The organism is Ktedonobacter sp. SOSP1-85, from assembly GCF_016587415.1.
Lineage (GTDB): Bacteria > Chloroflexota > Ktedonobacteria > Ktedonobacterales > Ktedonobacteraceae > Ktedonobacter.
In genome coordinates this window covers 5,149,844-5,168,310 of the sequence record NZ_BNJI01000001.1, presented here as the reverse complement: position 1 = coordinate 5,168,310, position 18,467 = coordinate 5,149,844, and the positions used below count along the sequence as shown (strand labels likewise).

The 18,467-nt window shown below is 54.6% G+C and carries 15 protein-coding genes; 6 read left to right on the top strand and 9 right to left on the bottom strand.

The genetic code is table 11. The annotated features are described in order from the left end of the window. Positions 1-150: 150 nt before the first annotated feature. From KTE_RS21560 to KTE_RS21550, 3 genes are all read right to left on the bottom strand, one after another. Positions 151-945: an SDR family oxidoreductase gene (locus KTE_RS21560; protein ID WP_201384498.1), complete on the bottom strand. Its 795-nt coding sequence runs from the start codon at positions 943-945 to the stop codon at positions 151-153. Between the two features lie 80 nt (positions 946-1,025). After that, the gene (locus tag KTE_RS21555; protein ID WP_201384496.1) at positions 1,026-1,925 is read right to left on the bottom strand and encodes an NAD(P)-dependent oxidoreductase; all 900 of its coding nucleotides are present in this window, start codon (positions 1,923-1,925) and stop codon (positions 1,026-1,028) included. A 244-nt stretch (positions 1,926-2,169) separates the two neighbouring features. Beyond that, positions 2,170-3,423: a nitric oxide synthase oxygenase gene (locus tag KTE_RS21550; protein ID WP_201384494.1), complete on the bottom strand. Its 1,254-nt coding sequence runs from the start codon at positions 3,421-3,423 to the stop codon at positions 2,170-2,172. A 577-nt stretch (positions 3,424-4,000) separates the two neighbouring features. On the opposite strand from KTE_RS21550, the gene KTE_RS21545 reads away from it, so the two are divergent. Continuing rightward, positions 4,001-4,420, top strand: coding sequence for a hypothetical protein (locus KTE_RS21545; RefSeq protein ID WP_201384492.1), 420 nt, complete (start codon positions 4,001-4,003; stop codon positions 4,418-4,420). A gap of 289 nt (positions 4,421-4,709) precedes the next feature. Then, on the top strand, positions 4,710-5,891 hold the full coding sequence (locus tag KTE_RS21540) for an RNA-guided endonuclease TnpB family protein (RefSeq protein WP_201384490.1): 1,182 nt from the start codon (positions 4,710-4,712) through the stop codon (positions 5,889-5,891). 52 nt (positions 5,892-5,943) lie between these two features. On the opposite strand, the gene KTE_RS21535 is transcribed toward KTE_RS21540, so the two are convergent. Beyond that, entirely contained in the window at positions 5,944-7,368 is a 1,425-nt protein-coding gene (locus tag KTE_RS21535) for a sugar porter family MFS transporter (RefSeq protein ID WP_201384488.1), read from the bottom strand. A 49-nt stretch (positions 7,369-7,417) separates the two neighbouring features. After that, the gene (gene nhaA, locus KTE_RS21530) at positions 7,418-8,815 is read right to left on the bottom strand and encodes a Na+/H+ antiporter NhaA (RefSeq protein ID WP_201384486.1); all 1,398 of its coding nucleotides are present in this window, start codon (positions 8,813-8,815) and stop codon (positions 7,418-7,420) included. A 266-nt stretch (positions 8,816-9,081) separates the two neighbouring features. On the opposite strand from nhaA, the gene KTE_RS21525 reads away from it, so the two are divergent. Next, positions 9,082-10,389 (top strand): MFS transporter, encoded by a 1,308-nt coding sequence (locus KTE_RS21525; protein WP_201384484.1) that lies wholly within the window; start codon positions 9,082-9,084, stop codon positions 10,387-10,389. 122 nt (positions 10,390-10,511) lie between these two features. Here the strand turns inward: KTE_RS21525 and KTE_RS21520 are convergent, their stop codons facing one another. Then, positions 10,512-11,594 carry a YihY/virulence factor BrkB family protein gene (locus tag KTE_RS21520; RefSeq protein ID WP_201384482.1) on the bottom strand — a complete coding sequence of 361 codons (1,083 nt, stop codon included), beginning with the start codon at positions 11,592-11,594 and terminating at the stop codon, positions 10,512-10,514. Between the two features lie 336 nt (positions 11,595-11,930). Here KTE_RS21520 and KTE_RS21515 point away from each other — a divergent pair, with 336 nt between their 5' ends. Next, complete coding sequence (locus KTE_RS21515) at positions 11,931-12,491, top strand: NADPH-dependent FMN reductase (protein ID WP_201384480.1); 561 nt, start codon at positions 11,931-11,933, stop codon at positions 12,489-12,491. Between the two features lie 66 nt (positions 12,492-12,557). On the opposite strand, the gene KTE_RS21510 is transcribed toward KTE_RS21515, so the two are convergent. From KTE_RS21510 to KTE_RS21500, 3 genes are all read right to left on the bottom strand, one after another. Then, the gene (locus KTE_RS21510) at positions 12,558-13,331 is read right to left on the bottom strand and encodes a HAMP domain-containing sensor histidine kinase (RefSeq protein WP_201384479.1); all 774 of its coding nucleotides are present in this window, start codon (positions 13,329-13,331) and stop codon (positions 12,558-12,560) included. Between the two features lie 154 nt (positions 13,332-13,485). Further along, positions 13,486-14,778 carry a hypothetical protein gene (locus KTE_RS21505; protein WP_201384478.1) on the bottom strand — a complete coding sequence of 431 codons (1,293 nt, stop codon included), beginning with the start codon at positions 14,776-14,778 and terminating at the stop codon, positions 13,486-13,488. A 113-nt stretch (positions 14,779-14,891) separates the two neighbouring features. Next, on the bottom strand, positions 14,892-15,704 hold the full coding sequence (locus KTE_RS21500; protein WP_201384477.1) for a helix-turn-helix domain-containing protein: 813 nt from the start codon (positions 15,702-15,704) through the stop codon (positions 14,892-14,894). A gap of 153 nt (positions 15,705-15,857) precedes the next feature. Here KTE_RS21500 and KTE_RS21495 point away from each other — a divergent pair, with 153 nt between their 5' ends. Both KTE_RS21495 and KTE_RS21490 read left to right on the top strand, forming a co-directional pair. Further along, the gene (locus KTE_RS21495) at positions 15,858-16,736 is read left to right on the top strand and encodes an AraC family transcriptional regulator (protein ID WP_201384476.1); all 879 of its coding nucleotides are present in this window, start codon (positions 15,858-15,860) and stop codon (positions 16,734-16,736) included. A gap of 302 nt (positions 16,737-17,038) precedes the next feature. Next, on the top strand, positions 17,039-18,436 hold the full coding sequence (locus tag KTE_RS21490; protein ID WP_201384475.1) for an MFS transporter: 1,398 nt from the start codon (positions 17,039-17,041) through the stop codon (positions 18,434-18,436). The last annotated feature ends 31 nt before the right edge of the window (positions 18,437-18,467 follow it).

Below are 18,467 nucleotides of genomic sequence, written 5' to 3'. Positions count from 1 at the left end.
TAACCACGTAAGAATATTCATCTTTTCTGGTATAGCTCAGAATCAGGCATTTTTCCAGCGCCCGGTTTACATACACCTATGTTCCCACCATAAAACCACAGAGAGGAGACATTTCCCTGCCTCCTCTCTAGTACTTTCCGCCCAGCACTCTTATAACAGCGCGCGCACCAGGCCACCATCTACCTGAATGGTTGTCCCCGTAATATAGGCGGCCTGCCGCGAGGCCAGAAATGTCACCATCGCTCCCATTTCCGCTGGATCGCCCAGGCGCTTCATAGGGATGTCGCGCGCGACACTGGCAAGGGCCTCTTCCTCGCTCATGCCAGCGCTTATCCGCTCCTCAATCCTATACACCTGGCGCACCCGGTCCGTCAGGATACGCCCTGGGCAGACGTTATTGACGGTAATATTATCCTCGGCCAGTTCGACGGAGAGCGTCTTTGCCAGGCCTACCACGCCCGAGCGTACGGCGTTGGAGAGCACCAGGCCATCTATCGGCTGCTTGACTGAGGTGCTGACAATATTAATAATGCGTCCCTCGCCCGCCTTCCGTAGATGCGGTACCACCTCGCGCACCAGGCGCACGGTGCTCAGCAGATTGAGCTCAAAGGCCGCGACCCACTGCTCCTCGTCAAGCATTTCAAAGGTGCCGGGTTTAGGACCGCCCGCGTTATTAACGACGATATCCAGCCGTCCCAGTTCTCGCACCGTAGTGGCGACAATATTCCGAATATCCTCAAGCCGGGTGACATCGGTTGGCACGGGCAGGACCCTGCTCTTGCTCACAGCTTCAATTTCCTGGGCCGTACGCGTCAGTGCCTCCTGGTCGCGCGAACCAATGACGACAGACGCACCCTCCCGCGCAAGCTCCAGAGCACTAGCGCGCCCAATCCCCTTGCTCGCCGCCAGGACGATGGCAACCTTTCCCTTCAGACCTAGATCCATATCGCTCTATTTCCCCTTCATATACGAGCGGAGAGCCGGGCTATGTTCCGACTCTCCGCGTCTCTGTCTACACTTCCTAATTATTCCTGCTCTTTGTCGAGGCCCGCGTCCTCTGCCACACCTTTCGCGAGGGCGGTCCAGTCCATTCCTCCTCGTCCCTTCGCCACGCCCGTCAGCAGGCGATCATGCATCAGGCCAGCCAACGGCATAGGCATACGCACCTGGTCGGCTGTATCCAGTACGAGGTTGAGATCCTTGAGGGCCAACTCTAACTGAAAGCCGACTGGCTCATAGCGCTGTTGCGCGATCATTTTCCCGTAATTTTGATAGATGCCACAGGCAAAGAGCGTCTGCGCGAACATATCCATCACCTGCTCGCGTTGCAAGCCGTTCTTCTCGGCCAGGGTCAGAGCCTCTGCCATCGCCTCCTGCGCGGATGCGATCATGAAGTTACCGCACAGTTTGACGACGTTAGCCGCGCCCGGATCCGCGCCATAGTCAAAGCTTCCCTGGCCAATGGCTTCTAGAAGCGGGCGTACGCGCGCCTTCGCCTCTTCGGGACCCGAGACACAGAGCCAGAGCTTGCGAGCAGCGGCGGCATCCGGTCGGCCAAACACGGGCGATGCCACATACTGGCTACCATATTCAGCATGTAGCCGGGCTAGCTCACGCGAGGTTTCAGGCGAGATGGTGCTCAGCGAGATATGTACTCCCTCATGACCCAGGCGATGCAAGAAACCATGCTCACCCGCGACAACCTCCTTAACAGCAGCATCATTAGAGAGCATGGTGAATACTAAGCCACCCGGCTCGACGGCTTCAAAAGGCACTTCAGCGCGCTGTGCGCCCTCGGCAACCAGGGCCTCGGCCTTCTCCGTACTCCGGTTATAGACACGCAACTCATAGCCAGCCTTGAGCAGGTTCCGCGCGATGGGTTCGCCCATTTTGCCCAGGCCAATAAAGCTTACCTGTTGAGGCATATGTTCTCTTCCCCCTTCTCACAATGAGTTAGCAACATTGCAATATGGCGACATGCATATTAAGAAACATATACTCACACCACTGCAACATCAGCAGCTAGTACGCCTGCTTCAGGGGAAACAAATCTTGTAGGGTCCATGCTGGCATGGACTCGCCCGGCCCGCAGACTGTCCCCTGCGTGAGAAGGTCGCTTCGCTCGGAGGCCGAGCAAGCGCTGCCCCTACAACTTACTGACTGCTCCTCTTAGGAGATCACCTCAACCGGGCAGGTCAACCTACGCTGGTCCTGTGTGACATCCACAGCGCCAGCGGCTTCCTTCCATGGGTCTTGCTGGGGAAAGAAGTTTGGCGAGAGCGTGCAGTCCTTGTAGGGGATATGAAACACGGGCGTCACTGAGCCAGACATGGGCGGCACGATCCAACTCCAGTCGGCGGGCAAGACCCGACCAGCCTCCTCTTCGTTGCGCTGGTGATGCATAAACTGGCGCGAGGCAGTATGATGATCGATGATGGTCACGCCATGCTGGGTAAACGAGGAGAGGACGGCGACGTTCAATTCGACCAGCGCCCGGTCCTTCCAGAGCTCGCGATCCAGGCGCGTTTTTAGCCCCATCTTCTCCGCGATGACTGGCAGGAGATTATAGCGTTCAACATCACCCAGGTTCCGCGCCCCAATCTCGGTTCCCATATACCAGCCATTGAAGGGGGCAGCGGTATAGGAGACGCCACCCACCCCCAGGCGCATGTTGGAGATGACTGGCAGGGCGTGCCACTTCAGTCCCAGATCCTCAAACCAGGCATACTCTGGATGCGTCAGGGGTACCTCCAGGATCACGTCGTGAGGTAACTCAAAGAGCATCGGTTGCTGGTGCGGCATCTGAATAATCAATGGCAAGACATCAAAGGGGGTTCCCGGTCCTCCCTGCCAGCCAAGCTGGCGCGCGACCTCGCTCAGTTCCTCCTGCATGGGATCGCCGATAAGCAGGCCATTGGGCTGGCGATATCCAGCGTAGCGTATGAGCTGAGGATTCCAGATACGGATGCCCGGCTCTCCCGGTACCTGGGGCGCGAAGATGGAAATAGTGGAACGAATCTTCCCTCCATTAGTAGCGACGCGTATATGCTCGACCAGCGCTTCATAAATCTCCTCGGCTGTCTGCACATGCCGCATATCTCGAACCGCCAGGGAGTTCCAGTGCAAGCGCCCAATACAGCGTGAGTTATTGCGCCAGGCCACACGCGCACCATGGGCCAGTTCCTTCTCTCCCTGCCAGTACGTTCCAGTCTGCATAATTTCGTCGTGGATACGCGCCATTCGCGGTATAAAGCCATCAAAACCTTCCTGTTCTCGATAGTAGAGCGATAAATAGGCCATAGCTTCCATAAATATTCGCTGGCGCTCATTATTAACCCCCTCACCATATTTCATCTTCATGACTTCTCTATGCTGCGTCTCCTCTCGGACAGTTTTTTCCTGGTGGACATACCGGAGTGCCATCTTCAATCCTCCCCTTTGACAATAGTTGTCTGCTTCTGTTTTTCTCAGGACCGTGACAATATGTTCATGAGCATTAACAAGCGCAAGTATAGCATATTTCTATTTATCATTGAACAAAAGCTCATGTTTTATTACAATTAATTCACAATGTGAGAATAACGCCGTCATCTCGCTTCATTCATTACACGCACAAGTCGTCGTTTTGCCTATAAGACCTTTCGCACTCTTAGTTCTCTTCATTCTAGACGTTGTTTCTGGCCTGGATGCCTGGTTCATACAGCTAACCCTGGCCTCTCTAACGAGGGCCAAAATGGCTATTTTATGACAATTAATTCATTTATTTTTCCGCAGCTTGTGCAATAAAAATAGTATTAAAAATATAAACAACCAGCGAGGCCTCATCTTTCACTAGAGAAACGCCCTCAGCCAATCACCTGGCATTCCACTTCATGAATAATCTCTCACAAATAGAGACAAAAATCACTCTCCCGAGTGATGAGGATCCGGTGCCCAGTACTCTATACTAGCTGGCATACCTTTCCTTTTATAACCATTATCCCAGCACAAGAGGTTTGCCATGAACAGCATGAATCAACTCAGTTCTTCGCGCCGCCCCATGGGCGTCAGTATCGTTTCGCTCATCGTAGCGCTTAATGCCATTCTGGTCCTGTTTGCCGCGGCCACCTGGATCTTTGGCATTGGACTCTTTGGCTTCAATGTCCCTGGCAATGTGCGCGGATTCGCGATCTGGTATGGGCTTTTCGCAGCTCTCTTCGGGATCATACTTGGGTACCTTTCCTGGGGGCTATGGTCGCTACAGCGCTGGTCCCTATACACCATCGTTTTTATCGAAGTCCTCAATATTGTTGAGATCCTTGCCGCCTGGGCACAAGGCTTTCTCTCTCTGATCCCATTCATCCTAAGCTTGATTCTGCCCATCGTCATCCTGACCTACTTCCTGGCTGACCGCCAGGTTCGCCAGGCCTTCAATGTCTAATTAACCCGACTCCTCGCGCCTGCGGCGCTCGCCGGGGTAGTGGGTGTGGTGCTGTTTGGCGACCGCAGGTCGCCAAACAGCACCACACCCACTACCCCAAATAACACGCCTCCTCACTAACCCGACTCCTCACTCCACCTACCAGGAATACACGAGCATCGGGTTATCAAACCGCGCCAGAAGACCCCTGTTTTTGAAACATGGGGATGAATGGCGCGTTCCTTTTATGAGATGGATAGGGTGGTGCACATTGTTGCATCTTTACATCTTATATGCTATAATGTAATGCATGAAACAGAAACGCGCGTTCAAGTACCGGGTGTACCCCACAGCACAACAACAGCAGATCCTTGCTCAGACCTTTGGGTGCTGTCGCTTCATCTATAACTGGGCATTGCGCAAGAAAACCGATGCCTATTACAACGAGCAGCGACGCCTCTATTACAAAGATCTGAGCCTCTTGCTGACTGAGCTGAAACAGCAAGAAGAGACCCACTGGTTGAATGAGGTTTCCAGTGTACCCTTGCAGCAAGCTCTTCGTCACCTGGACAAAGCGTTTCTCAATTTCTTTGAAGGGCGTGCCAAATATCCTGCCTTCCACAAGAAACGGAACACCCAATCCGCGACCTATACCGCCAATGCCTTCACCTGGCGCAAGGGCTGTCTCACCCTTGCCAAGATGAGTGAGCCTCTCGATATTCGCTGGTCGCGTCCTCTGCCTGATAGGGCAACTCCTTCGAGTGTCACCATCTCCAAAGATGGCGCTGGTCGCTACTTCCTCTCCATCCTGGTGGAAGATGAGATTGCCCATTTGCCCTCCAATGAGCAGGCGATCGGCGCTGACCTTGGCTTGACGTCCTTTGTCGTCCTCTCGACAGGTGAAGTGGTGGGTAATCCCAGGTTCTTCCACAAGGACGAGAAGACGTTGGCGAAAGCCCAACGCCGCCATGCCAGGAAGAAAAAAGGGTCCAAGAATCGGGACAAGGCGCGTCTGAAGGTGGCGCGCCTTCACGCCCGTATCGCTGATCGTCGCCGTGACTTCTTGCACAAGCTCTCGACCCGTCTGATCCGTGAAAACCAAACGATTTGCGTGGAGAGCTTGCAGGTCAAGAACATGGTCAAGCACCCGACCCTCAGCAAAGCCATCAGCGATGTGGGATGGAGCACGTTCGTGTCCCAACTCGAATACAAAGCCGACTGGTACGGTCGAACCCTGGTCAAGATCGACAAGTGGTATCCCTCCAGTAAGCGCTGTTTCGCGTGTGGCCATCTCCTCGACGCCTTAGCGCTTGATGTCCGTCAGTGGGACTGCCCAGGGTGTGGTGCCCACCATGACCGCGATCTCAACGCGGCAAAGAACATTGTGGCCGTGGGGCTCACGGTCCTCAACGCCTGTGGAGAGTCCGTAAGACCTGGACGAGTGTTGGCTCGTTTGGGCAAGACTCCGCGAAGCAGGAACCCCTCGAGGTGACTCGAGGAATCCCCTGGCTTTAGCCATGGGGAGGATGTCAATAGCACAATTGCTATATGCTCTCGGGCTTCTCCCATCTGCGGCCCTGTTTCCAGAAGCGTTCTATCTCTTCCAGGTTACGCCCCTTCGTCTCGGGAATAATAAACCAGCAGAAGAGGAAGGCAAGCACACAAAAACCAGCATACAGCCAGAACGTTACAGGCAGACCAAGGTGAGCCACCAGTGAGAGAAAGGTTATGCTTATCAGGAGGTTTGTGCTCCAGTTAAAAAAGGTGGTTATGCTCGCGCCACGCGCGCGAAAGGAGGTGGGGAAGATCTCCGAACTCATCAGCCAGAAGACAGGACCCATACCAATCGCAAAGGCAATGATATAGAGGAGTAGCGCCCCTAAGACCAGGTAGCCCGTGTGCGACGTTCCAAGCGCAAAAATGCTCCCCATCAGCACCAGGGCCACAAACATGCCAACCAGGCCACCCAGCAAGAGTGGTCGCCTTCCCGCACGGTCGATAATCAGGACCGAAACCAATGTGGTCAGGAAATTCACGACGCCCACGACACTGGTAGCCAGAATCGCCACAGAGGCAGAGCGGAAGCCCGCGAAACCAAAGATAGTGGGCGCGTAATAGATGACGGTGTTAATCCCTACCAGTTGCTGAAAGACCGCCAGGCCAATGCCCGCTACCAGGGCCAGAATCATGCCCGCGCGCGCGAACTCGCCCAGGGTCACATGTTGAGTATCGCGGACAGCCTCACGAATAGCCACCATCTCCTCGCGACGCTCCTGGACACTTAAATGTGTCAACGCCTGCTCGGCCTCCTGCCAGCGCCCCTGCTTTGCCAGCCAGCGCGGCGTCTCTGTGAGAAAGAGCATTCCTATCAACAACCCCATCCCAGGGATAGCCGCCACCGCCAGCATGGGTCGCCAGCCCATTCCGGCATTGGCAAAGGCCAGGTCTACCCAGTAGGAGATGGCGATGCCAGCCGTGATCAATAACTGGTCAAAGGCGACCAGTCCGCCACGCAAGGCAGGCGGGGCCATCTCCGCGATATACATCGGCGCGAGAAATGAGGAGACGCCAATCGCGAAACCAAGCACAACACGCCAGAGCAGGAACAGGGAGAAATTGGGCGCACTAGCCGTGAGTAAGGCACCAAGCGCGAAGAGCAGGCCCATGCTGATCAACGCCTTGCGCCTGCCCAACCAATCGCTCAACCTACCACCAACCAGGGCACCGATAAGACTCCCTACCAGGACTGAGCTTACCGCCAGTTCCTGCTGAAAGTTGGTGAGGGCAAAATCCCGTTTGAGGAAGAGTAGTGCCCCCGAGATTACTCCTGTGTCGTAGCCGAAGAGAAAACCACCGATGGCCGCGACCAGGGCGATTATATATACGCGTGTTGCATAGCGCTTTCTGGTCCGCGTTGGCGGCATCAAGCTCTCGGGACCAGGCGTTCGCGAGGAATGCGGAAAAGACATAGTGCGTTCCTTTTCTCGGCTTCGGGCAAACAACTCTGTTCGTCCCCTCTTACCGCCGAGGCATCTCTGAGACCACGCGCTCCGACGATGCTTCGCGCTCGCGGTTCATCAGGCGCAGGAAGAGGTAACCACCACCTCCCGACACCAGGGCCGCCAGCAGAATACCCATTTTGGCCTCGGTGAGCAGGAGCGGATTCTGCCCCTCAAAGGCCAGGTCCGCGATAAAAAGCGACATCGTAAAACCAATCCCTCCCAGCCAGCTCACGCCATAGATATGCCGCCAGTTCGCCTGCTCGGGGAGAGCCGCCCAGCCCACTTTTACCACCAGCCATGAGAAGAGTATGATGCCCAACTGCTTGCCGACAACCAGGCCCAGCATCACACCCAGCGTAACTGTGCTCAATAACTCAGCAGGATGTAGCCCCACACGAAGGTCAAGGCCTGCATTCGCCAGCACAAACAGGGGAACAATCACAAACGAGACCGGGTAATAGAGCGAGTGCTCAAGTCGCTGGGATGGCGTTTGAATCTGCTCACAGGAGACCTCAAACGCCTGTACCGCCGCCACCTGCTGGTCATTCATGTGCAAGCCTAACCCGGGCCTACCTCCACGCTCAAACTCATCGAGGAAGGCATGGCCCTCGGCCAGAAATTTCCCCGCATTGATACGCGCTCGCGTGGGGATAAGCAGCGCCAGCAAGATTCCCGCCACCGTGGCATGCACACCTGAAATGAACATCAGCCACCAGAGCACGATCCCCAACAGTGCATAGGCTGGTATCCAGCGCACACCCGCCAGATTTAGGCCCAGCACACAGAGCAGCACACCCGCCGCCGCGATCAGCGCCAGCCAGTTCAAGGCCTCGGTATAAAAGGTCGCGATGATTAACACAGCAAGGATATCATCAAAAATGGCATAGGCGATGACAAAGACCTTCAGACTCCACGTGATACGTCCCCCGAGCAACGCCAGTACCCCCAGCGCAAAGGCGGTATCCGTCGCCATAGGAATAGCCCAGCCCTTGATGCCCGATGTACCCGCATTCCAGAGCAGATAGATCAACGCGGGGCAGATGGCCCCTCCTATGGCGGCCACAAGCGAGAACATTGCTTGCTTCAACTTCGATAGCTCACCTACCAGGATCTCACGCTTTAACTCCAGGCCGACCAGGAAGAAGAAAAGCACCATCAAGCCATCGTTGATCCATGTATGCAGGGGCTTATCCAGACCGTAGCCCCCCAGGAGAATGACCAGGTGTATCTCCCAGAGCTGCTCATAGCTCCCCGCCCAGGGAGAGTTGGCCCACACCAGGGCTAGACAGATACAGAGTATCAAGATCAAACCACTCGTCGTTTCCGCCTGCACAAACGCTTGAAATGGTTGTAACAAGCGACCAGCAATGCCCTCGCCGGTCGGTCTGCGAATAAATTCTCGCAATCCCTCCATCGCGCGTCCTTTTTGACTCAAACAAAGAGGAGCAGGGGCCGCAAGCGGCTTCCCTGCTCCTCCAAGCAATTGTATCGCACTGGTACCTTCAGCATAGCACGATGACGAAAAAGGGGAAAGTATGTGGTGGAGAGTCAGCAGTTGTAGGCTGCTCCCCCCCACCACATACTTTCCCGAACTTGCATTCTCGCGCCTCTATGAGGTACAACGCATAGAGAACACTCTTGCTCACATTGCAATGGCTAGACAGGATGGAACACTCGCTTATGACCACAACCCTACCCCAACAGGGAACGCCCTCTTCAGGCTCGCCAACGCGCTTCAAGACCTTTCGCGCGCTGCGCTATCGCAACTTTCGTCTCCTATGGATCAGCCTGATCGTGTCCTCGGTGGGTACCTGGATGCAGATTGTGGCCCAGAGCCTCCTGGTGCTCGCGATTACCAACCACTCCGCCTTCGCACTGGGAACTGTCTCGCTGGCCCAGGCCTCCTCCTTCTTTATCTTCGCCTTTATCGGCGGCAGCGTCGCGGACCGCATCGATAAACGTCGACTCCTGCTCTTTACGCAGACGCTCTCGATGCTGCTGGCGGCCCTCCTAGGCGTGCTTACCCTGACTGGTCAAATTCAGTTCTGGATGGTCGTGGTGATCGCCTTCTGCTCAGGGACAGTCCTCAGCTTTGACCAGCCAACGCGTTCGGCCCTCGTCCCCACCCTCGTACCACGCGAAGATCTGATGAACGCCATCTCGCTACAATCCATCGTTTTCAATGGCTCGGCCTTTATTGGTCCCGCCCTGGCTGGTATCATGATTGGCGTGCTGGCGCAGGCCGGTCATGCCCTTGGCCTGCATGGTCCCCTGATTGGCTACGCGGGCAACTTCCTGCTCAATGCCGTGAGCTTCCTGGGCGTGCTCGTGGTCCTCTTCCTCTTACAAGTGCCTCACGATGCCGAGACCAGCGAGCGGCGCGCACCGCTGCTCAGCTCAATCAAGGCCTCGCTGAGCACCGTACGCCGCGATAGCGTCCTCCCCTGGGTGCTCTCAGGCTATGGCATTATGCTCTTCTTCGGCCCCTCGACTTCGCTGATTCTCCCGATCTTCGCGACCCAAATACTCCATCTGACTGACGCTCAACTAGGTCTGCTCTTCTCTGCTAGCGGCCTGGGAACAATCCTGGGAGCCTTGATAGTCGCCTCTCTCGGCGAGGTCAAGAAGAAGGGCTGGCTCATGCTCGGCTCACTTCTCATCTGGGCCGGCGCCTTGCTGCTCTTCGCCTTCAGTACCGTGTTCTGGCTCTCACTTCTGACCTTGCTCATCTTTGGTATCGCTCAGAATGGCGTGGGCGCGACGACCATTACTCTGATGCAGACCCGCGTGCCGCCCCAGATGCGTGGGCGCGTTATGAGTCTCAATACTCTGATGATTATGGGCATTCGCCCCCTGGGCGACTTCCCAGCTGGCGCGGCCATCGGGCTAATCGGCGGTCCTTTGACGGTCTGTGTTAGCTCCCTCATCATAGGCGGCTATACGCTCTTCCTGCTGCTGACCCGTCCCACTGTACGCGACGTCGTCTGAGGAACACACTACTCGTTGCTGACACGCATCTGGCTACGAAAGGCACCCGGACTCAGGTTTAGGAGGTGGTGTGGGCGTGGCACGAAGGCGCCACGCCCACACCACCTCCTATAAGTCATCCCCTAGCTTTCATGCTCCGGCTGCTGTCGCTTAGTGACCTCACGCTGCACACGCGGATTCCGTGCTACTCGCGGAGGTACATCCTGCTCCCTAGTCTCAGCGACATAGTTTACCGACCGCTCCTTATCGCGATGTTCGGTTGGCCTGGTATCAACACGGGCCTCCGACTCATCCTCGGGGATATCCTCGTTGACCTTGCCCGCCATGGTGCTATAAAAGGTAGCCAGGTCATTGGGCGTGGGGCGCACCCTCTCGACGAAGTAAGCATTGACCTCCGCGCCCAGGAAGAGCAACACGGCAAAGTAGTAAAAGAATACCAACAAGATAGCCGCAAAGCCGACTGCGCCTACCGCTCCTTTGAGGAAGTGAGCCGCGTAAAGTGGGAAAAGCACCAGGTAGAGTTGCAGCGCGACCGCCGAGACAATCGCTCCCTTCCAACCATGGCGCAGGCGGATATGCAGATTGGGCACAATTACATAAATTGCCAGGAAGAGGAGAAACGCTGCCAGGACACCACCTAGAAGACTGGCAGCCGAGGTCAGGAACGCGAAATGCCCCAGCGGTGTCGTCTGGAGAAACGAGGCCAACAGCACCGGAATACTCGCCGCAAGACTCATCACCGGCACCAGCAAGATAAACAGAATAAACACCGCTATCGCGATGGCCATCCGGTGCACAATGGGCCGTGGGCGCACATGGTAGACAATCGAGAAGAAGGTTTCTAGCAACGCAAAGAGCCGCGCCCCCACCAGAATGGCACTCACGACCGCGATAATGCCCAGTATACTCGAAGACGCCTTCAGATTACTCTGCACTCCCTGCACTACTCCCTGAGGATTGGTTACCGAGGGCAGCGCGCTTACCATCATATCCGTCACGCTTTTGGTCGCATCCCTACCCATAAATCCAAACACCAAACCCAGCAGCGACAATAGCGCCACCAGGACAGGAAAAGTCGCCAGCAGGAGATGATAAGCCAGGGCCGCCGACAAGTTAAAGGCCCAGTCGTTCTTAAACTTTAACGCGAACTCTTTCCACGGCCTTACCTCTCGCTTTTCAGTGAACTGTTGTGCCTGCTCAGCCATCACTGCCCTCCTCGTGCTTATAGCTCTTGTAGAAGAGCCTACCCATACGTCCACGCTCTACAATAGAGAGATACCTATGCGCCAGTTCTTGCATTCTCCAGGGGGTAAAAAGTCGCTCTCCATATTCCACAACACGCTATAAAGCAAGCAAACGTAGCAGTGGGGCAAGGCACAGAAAAAAGGATGATAATGGCAGATGCCATATACGTGCTTTCCCCTCTTTTCCCGCTTTCCCGCACATCACTCCTGTGAAGATTAGCTCCTTGACTTCAAGTCAACTTGAACATGTATACTGACGGCTAACTTCTGGTAAATAGCAATCGAAAGGAACATAGTATGCATATCCTGGCCATTTCTGGCAGCCTGCGCGCCAGTTCGACGAACACGACCCTGGTGCGCGCAATTATGCGCCTGGCACCTTCGCATATGATGTTTACCCTCTACGAAGGCCTGGCCGACCTGCCTCATTTTTCGCCCGATCTGGATGGCGACGAGCCGCCAGCGGCAGTCCGTACTCTACGTCAGCAACTTCAAAGCGCCGCGGGCGTCCTCATCTGCACACCCGAGTACGCCTTCGGTGTTCCAGGAGTCCTCAAGAACGCGCTCGATTGGACGGTATCTTCGGGAGAGTTCTCAGATAAACCGGTCGCCGCCATCAGCGCCTCTCCATTATGGGGTGGAGGCGAGAATGCCCATGCCTCGCTCCTGCTCACGCTGAAGGCGCTGGGCACCAAAATTCCCGAGCAAGGGAAGCTTATGATTCCCCATATCAACAAGAAACTGGACGCCAATGGCGATATCTCAGATGCCGAGACCAGGCAGGCACTTTTAGCACTCCTCGAGGCCCTGGCCCAGACCATTACTGTGACATCAGATAAAGAGAAAAAAGACCGCTAAAAAAATGTAGCGGTGATAATCTCACCGCTACACTCTAGTCACACTACACCTGATCTCCAGTTTCTCTCATTCTGCCAATGGGAATGACACATAAATGATCTCTTGCTCGCTCGAGTCTTGCTCACTCCACAGGTGTCCTCCATGCTCTCGAATTATCCTATAACAGAGTGCCGTACAGATATTCTGGTCTCTTTCATCAAGCGTCTGAGACCATACTTCAAACAATTCAGTCGACTTTGACCTTCGAGCCATCAAAGTGTCATGTATATGAATGGCTACTCTGGCCTCGTGAAGAGCGTAAGCGGCATCCTGACACAGCATGACCTTGACATCTACTGGAATCGTCCTGGCATGGTTAGTAGTTAGATGCATGAGAATATGTTCTAACGCAAAGGTTAGCCACTGCGAGTCACACATAATATAGCAAGGTGTAGCCGACAGCTCTAGATGCCAAACGTCTCTCTCGTAGAGTGGCCTCAGCTGATTTGTGATCTCCTCTACTAACAAGCTCAAATTATTTTTCACAAAACGCGCAGAAAAATGCTCTTTATCCAGATTGGCAGATAAGTCACGAAGCTGGGATAGAAAGGCGTTAAGTCGCATCTCTGCAGAATGCATTGCTTGTAAATAGGCCACACAGCGTTGCTTTTGTTGCTCCCATCCTCTATCTGGTGAAATCTCCTGCGGTTCACTATTCGCAACTCGTTCGAGAAGTTGAGTGTACCCCGAAATTGCCGCAAGCCCATTGCCCATAACGTGATGGATGATCTCTAATAATGAGTAGTTGATAAGACTCTCGCTTATCATCTTGCATGCTCTGGGTGATGTCTCCTCTGGCATCGTATCTCTCCCTATTAGTATTTCTCTGTTTCACTGTATAATTTTCAGCAAGCAGAGCAGGAAAGGTGGCCGAGACCCACAAGGGCAAAGTCAGAGCCAATCCACACATCTCTCAACACAGCCATACGTCTTAGACGCGAAGAAATCAGACGCTTTATGTAGCATCAGGAACATGGATGCGGAAGAGGCTATTCCCATCCCCCCAGTAGTGGGCATAGAGATAGGCCCTGCTACTCGAACTGCTGGCGATGCTGGCGCTCCAACAGAGACCACACCCCTCGTTGGCGGTATAGCGTAATGGACTTGAAAGCACCTGCCAGCTTGCTAAATGTGGATTCCATATCCACAGTCTGAAGCTTGCCACTGGCTGTTGCAAGGCTGGCTTTGTTATTCCATTCTGGGGATCGGCGCCAAAGGCAAGCAGACGCCCGTCGCTGGTAACCGTCAGCACCTGGAGCAGTCCGGAGCGCTCACTACTTCTTCCCAGCACAGGCAGGGCGGGCAATTGCGCCCACTCACTCTCATTCTCGCTCTGATAGATCTGCGTCTGATACAGGTGAGATGGAAGTTGCTCATGGGCCAGGACATAGAGAGGAGTCGCCTGGGATGGCTCTTGCGCTGGCGCAGCTAGTAAAAAGGTGCCAACCTGCTCGGGCAAGGCTGCCTGAGGCTGCCAGGAATTGCCCGCATTATGGCTCACCCATAGGATGGAGCGCGAAGACCCGGAGAGAGAAGAGAGATGGGTCACGATAGTCGCCAGATTCTTCCTATCATCTATCACCTGGGGTGGCGAGAAGAAAGCTTCCTGCCCCAGGGCGCTATCCGCACGCGTCCAGGTGCGATGATCATCGGAACGTTCCAATATGCTTACCTGGGGACTGTGCTCAGGCAGACTATATGAATACCACCAGTAGAGATGCCCTTCAGTGGCTGCAATCTGGCAAAAGTCTGCCCCTTTTCCCATGGGCGCGATGGAGGTATGGGGAACACGCTCCCAGCTAGCTCCATCGTCACTACTTAGAAAGAGCATATTTTGATCGCAGGCGCGTTGTTTCTCAATAGTATTGGTAATCATGACCGCGATCTGTGCTGACTGAGTCGCCGTACTTGCGAAAGAGCAACCAGTGCCAGTAGCTCCTGAAAGGCTGATACGCCTCCACTGCCCCTCATCGCGACTCTTCTTCCACAGGACAATAGGGCCTGGAGCTGCGGCACTACCAGTGCAGATATAGAGCGTATTGGGGTCACTGGAAGCCACCATGTAAGCAAGCAATGGGCCAGGCAGTGGTATACGTTCCCAGTTGGCTGAGACAATCTGTGCTGGCTGAGTGCTTCCCGTATTCATCGAAGTGGGCGTATTCTCTGGTGCGCAGCCCACTAGAAGGAGTACGCAACATAAAAGAGCCAGCAGCGAGCTACTACTCAACAGTTGCCGTAGCACGTGCATAGGCGGAAATCCTTTTCGATGACATCGCATCGTAGCGATTTGCAAGCAATATATCTTTTTACAAGATTATACAACTTTTCGGACAGGATTTGCCAAGGCTCACACGCCATCAACTACAACAAGGGTAAGCCCATGACGAGAGGCGGATCAGTCAGGCGCGGGGGATGTAGGACCAGGTCGGCGCTACCAGACACAAGGCCGCCCTGCACAACAAGCGGGGACATATTACTGCCGAGCAAGATCTTCTCGCCTGGGAGCAGGCAGGCCCGGAGATCCGCAGCCTGCGGAAACGCGGCGGAACGCAGGTAATACACCCCGTCGATAACCCCATGCAGTGCATATGTACCTGCTGCGTGCAGCTTCGTGCAACGCACAGGCGCCCCCTGAGGAATGGGGCTGGTAAAGAGACCAACGTAGATCGTACCTTGAAAAGATGCAGGAGCACTGATCCATCCCCGGATCGTGTTTTTCATCCGCACATCAGAATTCCCTGAGAAACGCTTCGCCGCTGCTTCTACCGGTTCTTCTATAAAGGGCGGCTCAAATTCATGCGCGCGTTGACGCAAGAGGCGAGGAGACAGGCCCACTAGTTGAGTAAAACGCGTTGTGAAAGAACCCATACTGCTATAGCCAACTTCGAAACAAATATCGGTCACGCTGAGCGAGGTGGTCAACAGTAAGCGCCTGGCCGCTTGAAAGCGCAGAGCTGAGAGGAATTCCACTGGCGGGATTCCGATCAGGCGGCGAAAAACCCGGTTAAAGTGATAGGGACTCAGGCAGGCAACCGAAGCCAGGTCTTCCAGCGCCAGGTCCTCATGCATGTGGGAATGCATGACCTGTATTACACATTCAATGGCCTGCATGTGAATATCCAGCGTCTCATAGCGCGCAAGGCCTTGACCCGATGCTGGCGATGCGATTTGCATGATAGCCTCCCTTACTATAGAGTTTTTGTTATGAGGTTATTCTTTTCGACCGAGCCAAAGGCGGCAACGATGAAGAACAGCGCAAGAATGGACCACTAGAACGGATTTTCGCCTGCTATACTTGGGGTAGTGATCACGAGGAGGAGGAACGCCATGGACTACCGGATGTGCATCCAGAGGAGTATTGATTATATTGAGGAGCATCTGCGCGCCTGTATTACGGTCGACGAGCTGGCCCGGATCGCGGGGTTCTCTACCTACCACTACTATCGCGTGTTTAACGCCTATGTCGGTGTACCAGTGGTGGAATATATCAGGCGCAGACGCCTGGCATATGCCGCCGCCGAACTCATACGTGGCAAGCGTATCCTCGATATCGCCATGGAGTATGGCTTTGATACCTACAATGGCTTCGCCAAAGCGTTCCGTAAGACATATGGCTGTTCTCCCGAACAGTACCGCAGCCATGTCTCAGGGCAACTTCCCCAAAAAGTAAATTTGCTCCTTTTTCAGGAATACAATATCGCAGGAGGAATCGTTGTGGAACCAAAGATTATCAGCAAACCCGCAGCTAAAGTCGCGGGCTATGAACTCAAAACGACATGTCTTGAGGGCAAAAATTTGCAGGAGATTCCGGCCTTCTGGTCAGCCATGACCCCGGAGAAGTTCGCCACGCTCCATAAAACGTTCCCCGTCGTGCATCACAATGAGCTGGGCATCTGCTATCCGCCCGACAGCGTCACCGGCGAGTTCTCGTATGTCATCGCCGTCGAGGTGGAGAACTATGATGGCGTCCCAGCAGACATGTTTCGCGGCGAAGTGCCCGAGGCAAACTATGCCGTCTTCACCGTGCCTCCAGTTGAGAACATAGGGCCGGAATTCTCGGATGCCATTCAGGGGACATGGAAATACATCATGACCACCTGGTTCCCTGAGTCCGGCTACGAGTTCGCCGAGGGCAAAGCCGATTACGAACTCTACTACGATGCCACCAAAGTAGAGATCTATATCCCCATCAAGAAAAAAGCCTGAGTTTCCTAAGCGTCTGCTTGTGCGCCTGCGGCGCACAGGGAAAGAGGGAGGAGCATGTGGCGCGGGTAATTGCCCGCGCCACATGCTCCTCCCTCTTTCCGTCAAAGATTCACCCGTTCGAGAGACAAAGTGTCCCATTTGCCCCCATCCAAAAAATAAATTGAGGAAATTTACAAACTCTTTTTAATCTTTCTTTAATTTTATGGGCTACTCTTAAAGGAGATCGAAGATAGAGATAGGCAGTTTGCATTGAATAAATTCAATACAAAAAGGGTGTCGTAGGATGAATAGGAGTTTGTTTCATGGAAGTCTCCACGCCGGGTATCCAGCGTCAAAACATTGCTGCACGCATTGACCGCTTGCCACTGAGTCGGGAAATCTGGAGTATTCTATTTCTGGCAGGTCTCTCCTGGCTGTTAGAATCATATGATATCGGCATTATTGGCACTGTTCTCCCCACTATAACGAAGCAATTTCACCTTGATACATTTACCGTAGGCTGGCTGGCGACTGCGTCCACGCTGGGAATTGTCGTCGCCATTCTCCCGGCAGGCTGGCTTACTGACCGGATTGGGCGCAAGCATATGCTGGCCCTGGGAACCGCCTGGTATGCTTTCTTCTCTCTGCTATGCGCCTTTACCCCCAATATTCCTCTCTTGCTACTCCTGAGATTTGTGGCAGGCTTTGGCATGGGCGCGATCTTCCCCATTCCGTATGCGATGGCCGCTGAGTTTACGCCCGGTCACAAGCGTGGCCTGATGACTGGAATTCTGGATTCCTTTCTCTCAGTGGGCTACTTTGCCGCGCCGTTGCTCGGCTTCCTGGCAAACTCATGGTTTACCAGTGGCCAGAGCTGGCGCTTTCTCTTCCTCCTTGGTGGTCTTCCACTCCTGTATGTCCCCGCCTTGCTGAAATGGATGCCGGAATCTCCACGCTGGCTACAAATTCGGGGCAGAAACAGCGAGGCGGACGGCATTGTGCATCACCTGGAAACCTCCATCGAACAGCGTCTCCAGAAACCTCTGCCAATGCCCCGGAGCAGTGTCCTGGCATCTTCCGAGGAGAGCGCCTCTCCGCTTGCCTTCCTGCGTAGGCCCTACCTTAAGCGTACGCTGATGATGTGGGTCTCTTTCGCCTGCATCCTATTCATCTTCTATGCCATTCAAACCTACACACCAACCGTCCTGGTGAAGCAAGGATATGGTCTGGATAATGCTTTCCTCTATACCAGTTTCATTGTCATTGCCTCTATTCCTGGCAAGTACGCTGTGGCTTACGCCCTGGAACGCTGGGGACGCAAGAAGACCCTGATCGTCTTCACGCTTATCGCGGCGGTGAGCGCTATCGGTTTTGGTTTCTCCCATACCGTGCTTCTCTCGCTCGCCTTTGGCGCGCTCATGTCGTTCTTTGGCATCGGCGTCGATCCAGGCATTAAGATCTACGGCGCTGAGCAGTATCCAACCAGCATACGCGCGCTTGGCATCAGCGGCTTTGAATGCGTGGGACGCCTCTTTGGGGGAGCGCTGGCGCCCTTTATCATGGCCTTTATCATCGCTGGCGGCGGGATCGCGGGATCGTATATCTTCCTGGCCACGGTGGCCCTGGTAGGGGTCCTGGCCGTCGCCTTCCTTGGACATGAAACGCGTGGAAAAACTCTGGAACAGGCCGTGATCATTGAAGATGAACGGCGCATCGCCTGAACAAACCATTCAACGACAAGGAGCGTCATAT

Excerpts from the sequence above, each read along its gene's own strand:
- KTE_RS21515 (WP_201384480.1), top strand. The coding sequence starts at position 11,931 with ATGCATATCCTGGCCATTTCTGGCAGCCTGCGCGCCAGTTCGACGAAC.
- KTE_RS21525 (WP_201384484.1), top strand. The coding sequence starts at position 9,082 with ATGACCACAACCCTACCCCAACAGGGAACGCCCTCTTCAGGCTCGCCA.
- KTE_RS21520 (WP_201384482.1), bottom strand. The coding sequence starts at position 11,594 with ATGGCTGAGCAGGCACAACAGTTCACTGAAAAGCGAGAGGTAAGGCCG.
- KTE_RS21540 (WP_201384490.1), top strand. The coding sequence starts at position 4,710 with ATGAAACAGAAACGCGCGTTCAAGTACCGGGTGTACCCCACAGCACAA.
- nhaA (WP_201384486.1), bottom strand. The coding sequence starts at position 8,815 with ATGGAGGGATTGCGAGAATTTATTCGCAGACCGACCGGCGAGGGCATT.
- KTE_RS21490 (WP_201384475.1), top strand. The coding sequence starts at position 17,039 with ATGGAAGTCTCCACGCCGGGTATCCAGCGTCAAAACATTGCTGCACGC.
- KTE_RS21535 (WP_201384488.1), bottom strand. The coding sequence starts at position 7,368 with ATGTCTTTTCCGCATTCCTCGCGAACGCCTGGTCCCGAGAGCTTGATG.
- KTE_RS21495 (WP_201384476.1), top strand. The coding sequence starts at position 15,858 with ATGGACTACCGGATGTGCATCCAGAGGAGTATTGATTATATTGAGGAG.
- KTE_RS21545 (WP_201384492.1), top strand. The coding sequence starts at position 4,001 with ATGAACAGCATGAATCAACTCAGTTCTTCGCGCCGCCCCATGGGCGTC.
- KTE_RS21550 (WP_201384494.1), bottom strand. The coding sequence starts at position 3,423 with ATGGCACTCCGGTATGTCCACCAGGAAAAAACTGTCCGAGAGGAGACG.
- KTE_RS21510 (WP_201384479.1), bottom strand. The coding sequence starts at position 13,331 with ATGCCAGAGGAGACATCACCCAGAGCATGCAAGATGATAAGCGAGAGT.
- KTE_RS21555 (WP_201384496.1), bottom strand. The coding sequence starts at position 1,925 with ATGCCTCAACAGGTAAGCTTTATTGGCCTGGGCAAAATGGGCGAACCC.
- KTE_RS21505 (WP_201384478.1), bottom strand. The coding sequence starts at position 14,778 with ATGCACGTGCTACGGCAACTGTTGAGTAGTAGCTCGCTGCTGGCTCTT.
- KTE_RS21560 (WP_201384498.1), bottom strand. The coding sequence starts at position 945 with ATGGATCTAGGTCTGAAGGGAAAGGTTGCCATCGTCCTGGCGGCGAGC.
- KTE_RS21500 (WP_201384477.1), bottom strand. The coding sequence starts at position 15,704 with ATGCAAATCGCATCGCCAGCATCGGGTCAAGGCCTTGCGCGCTATGAG.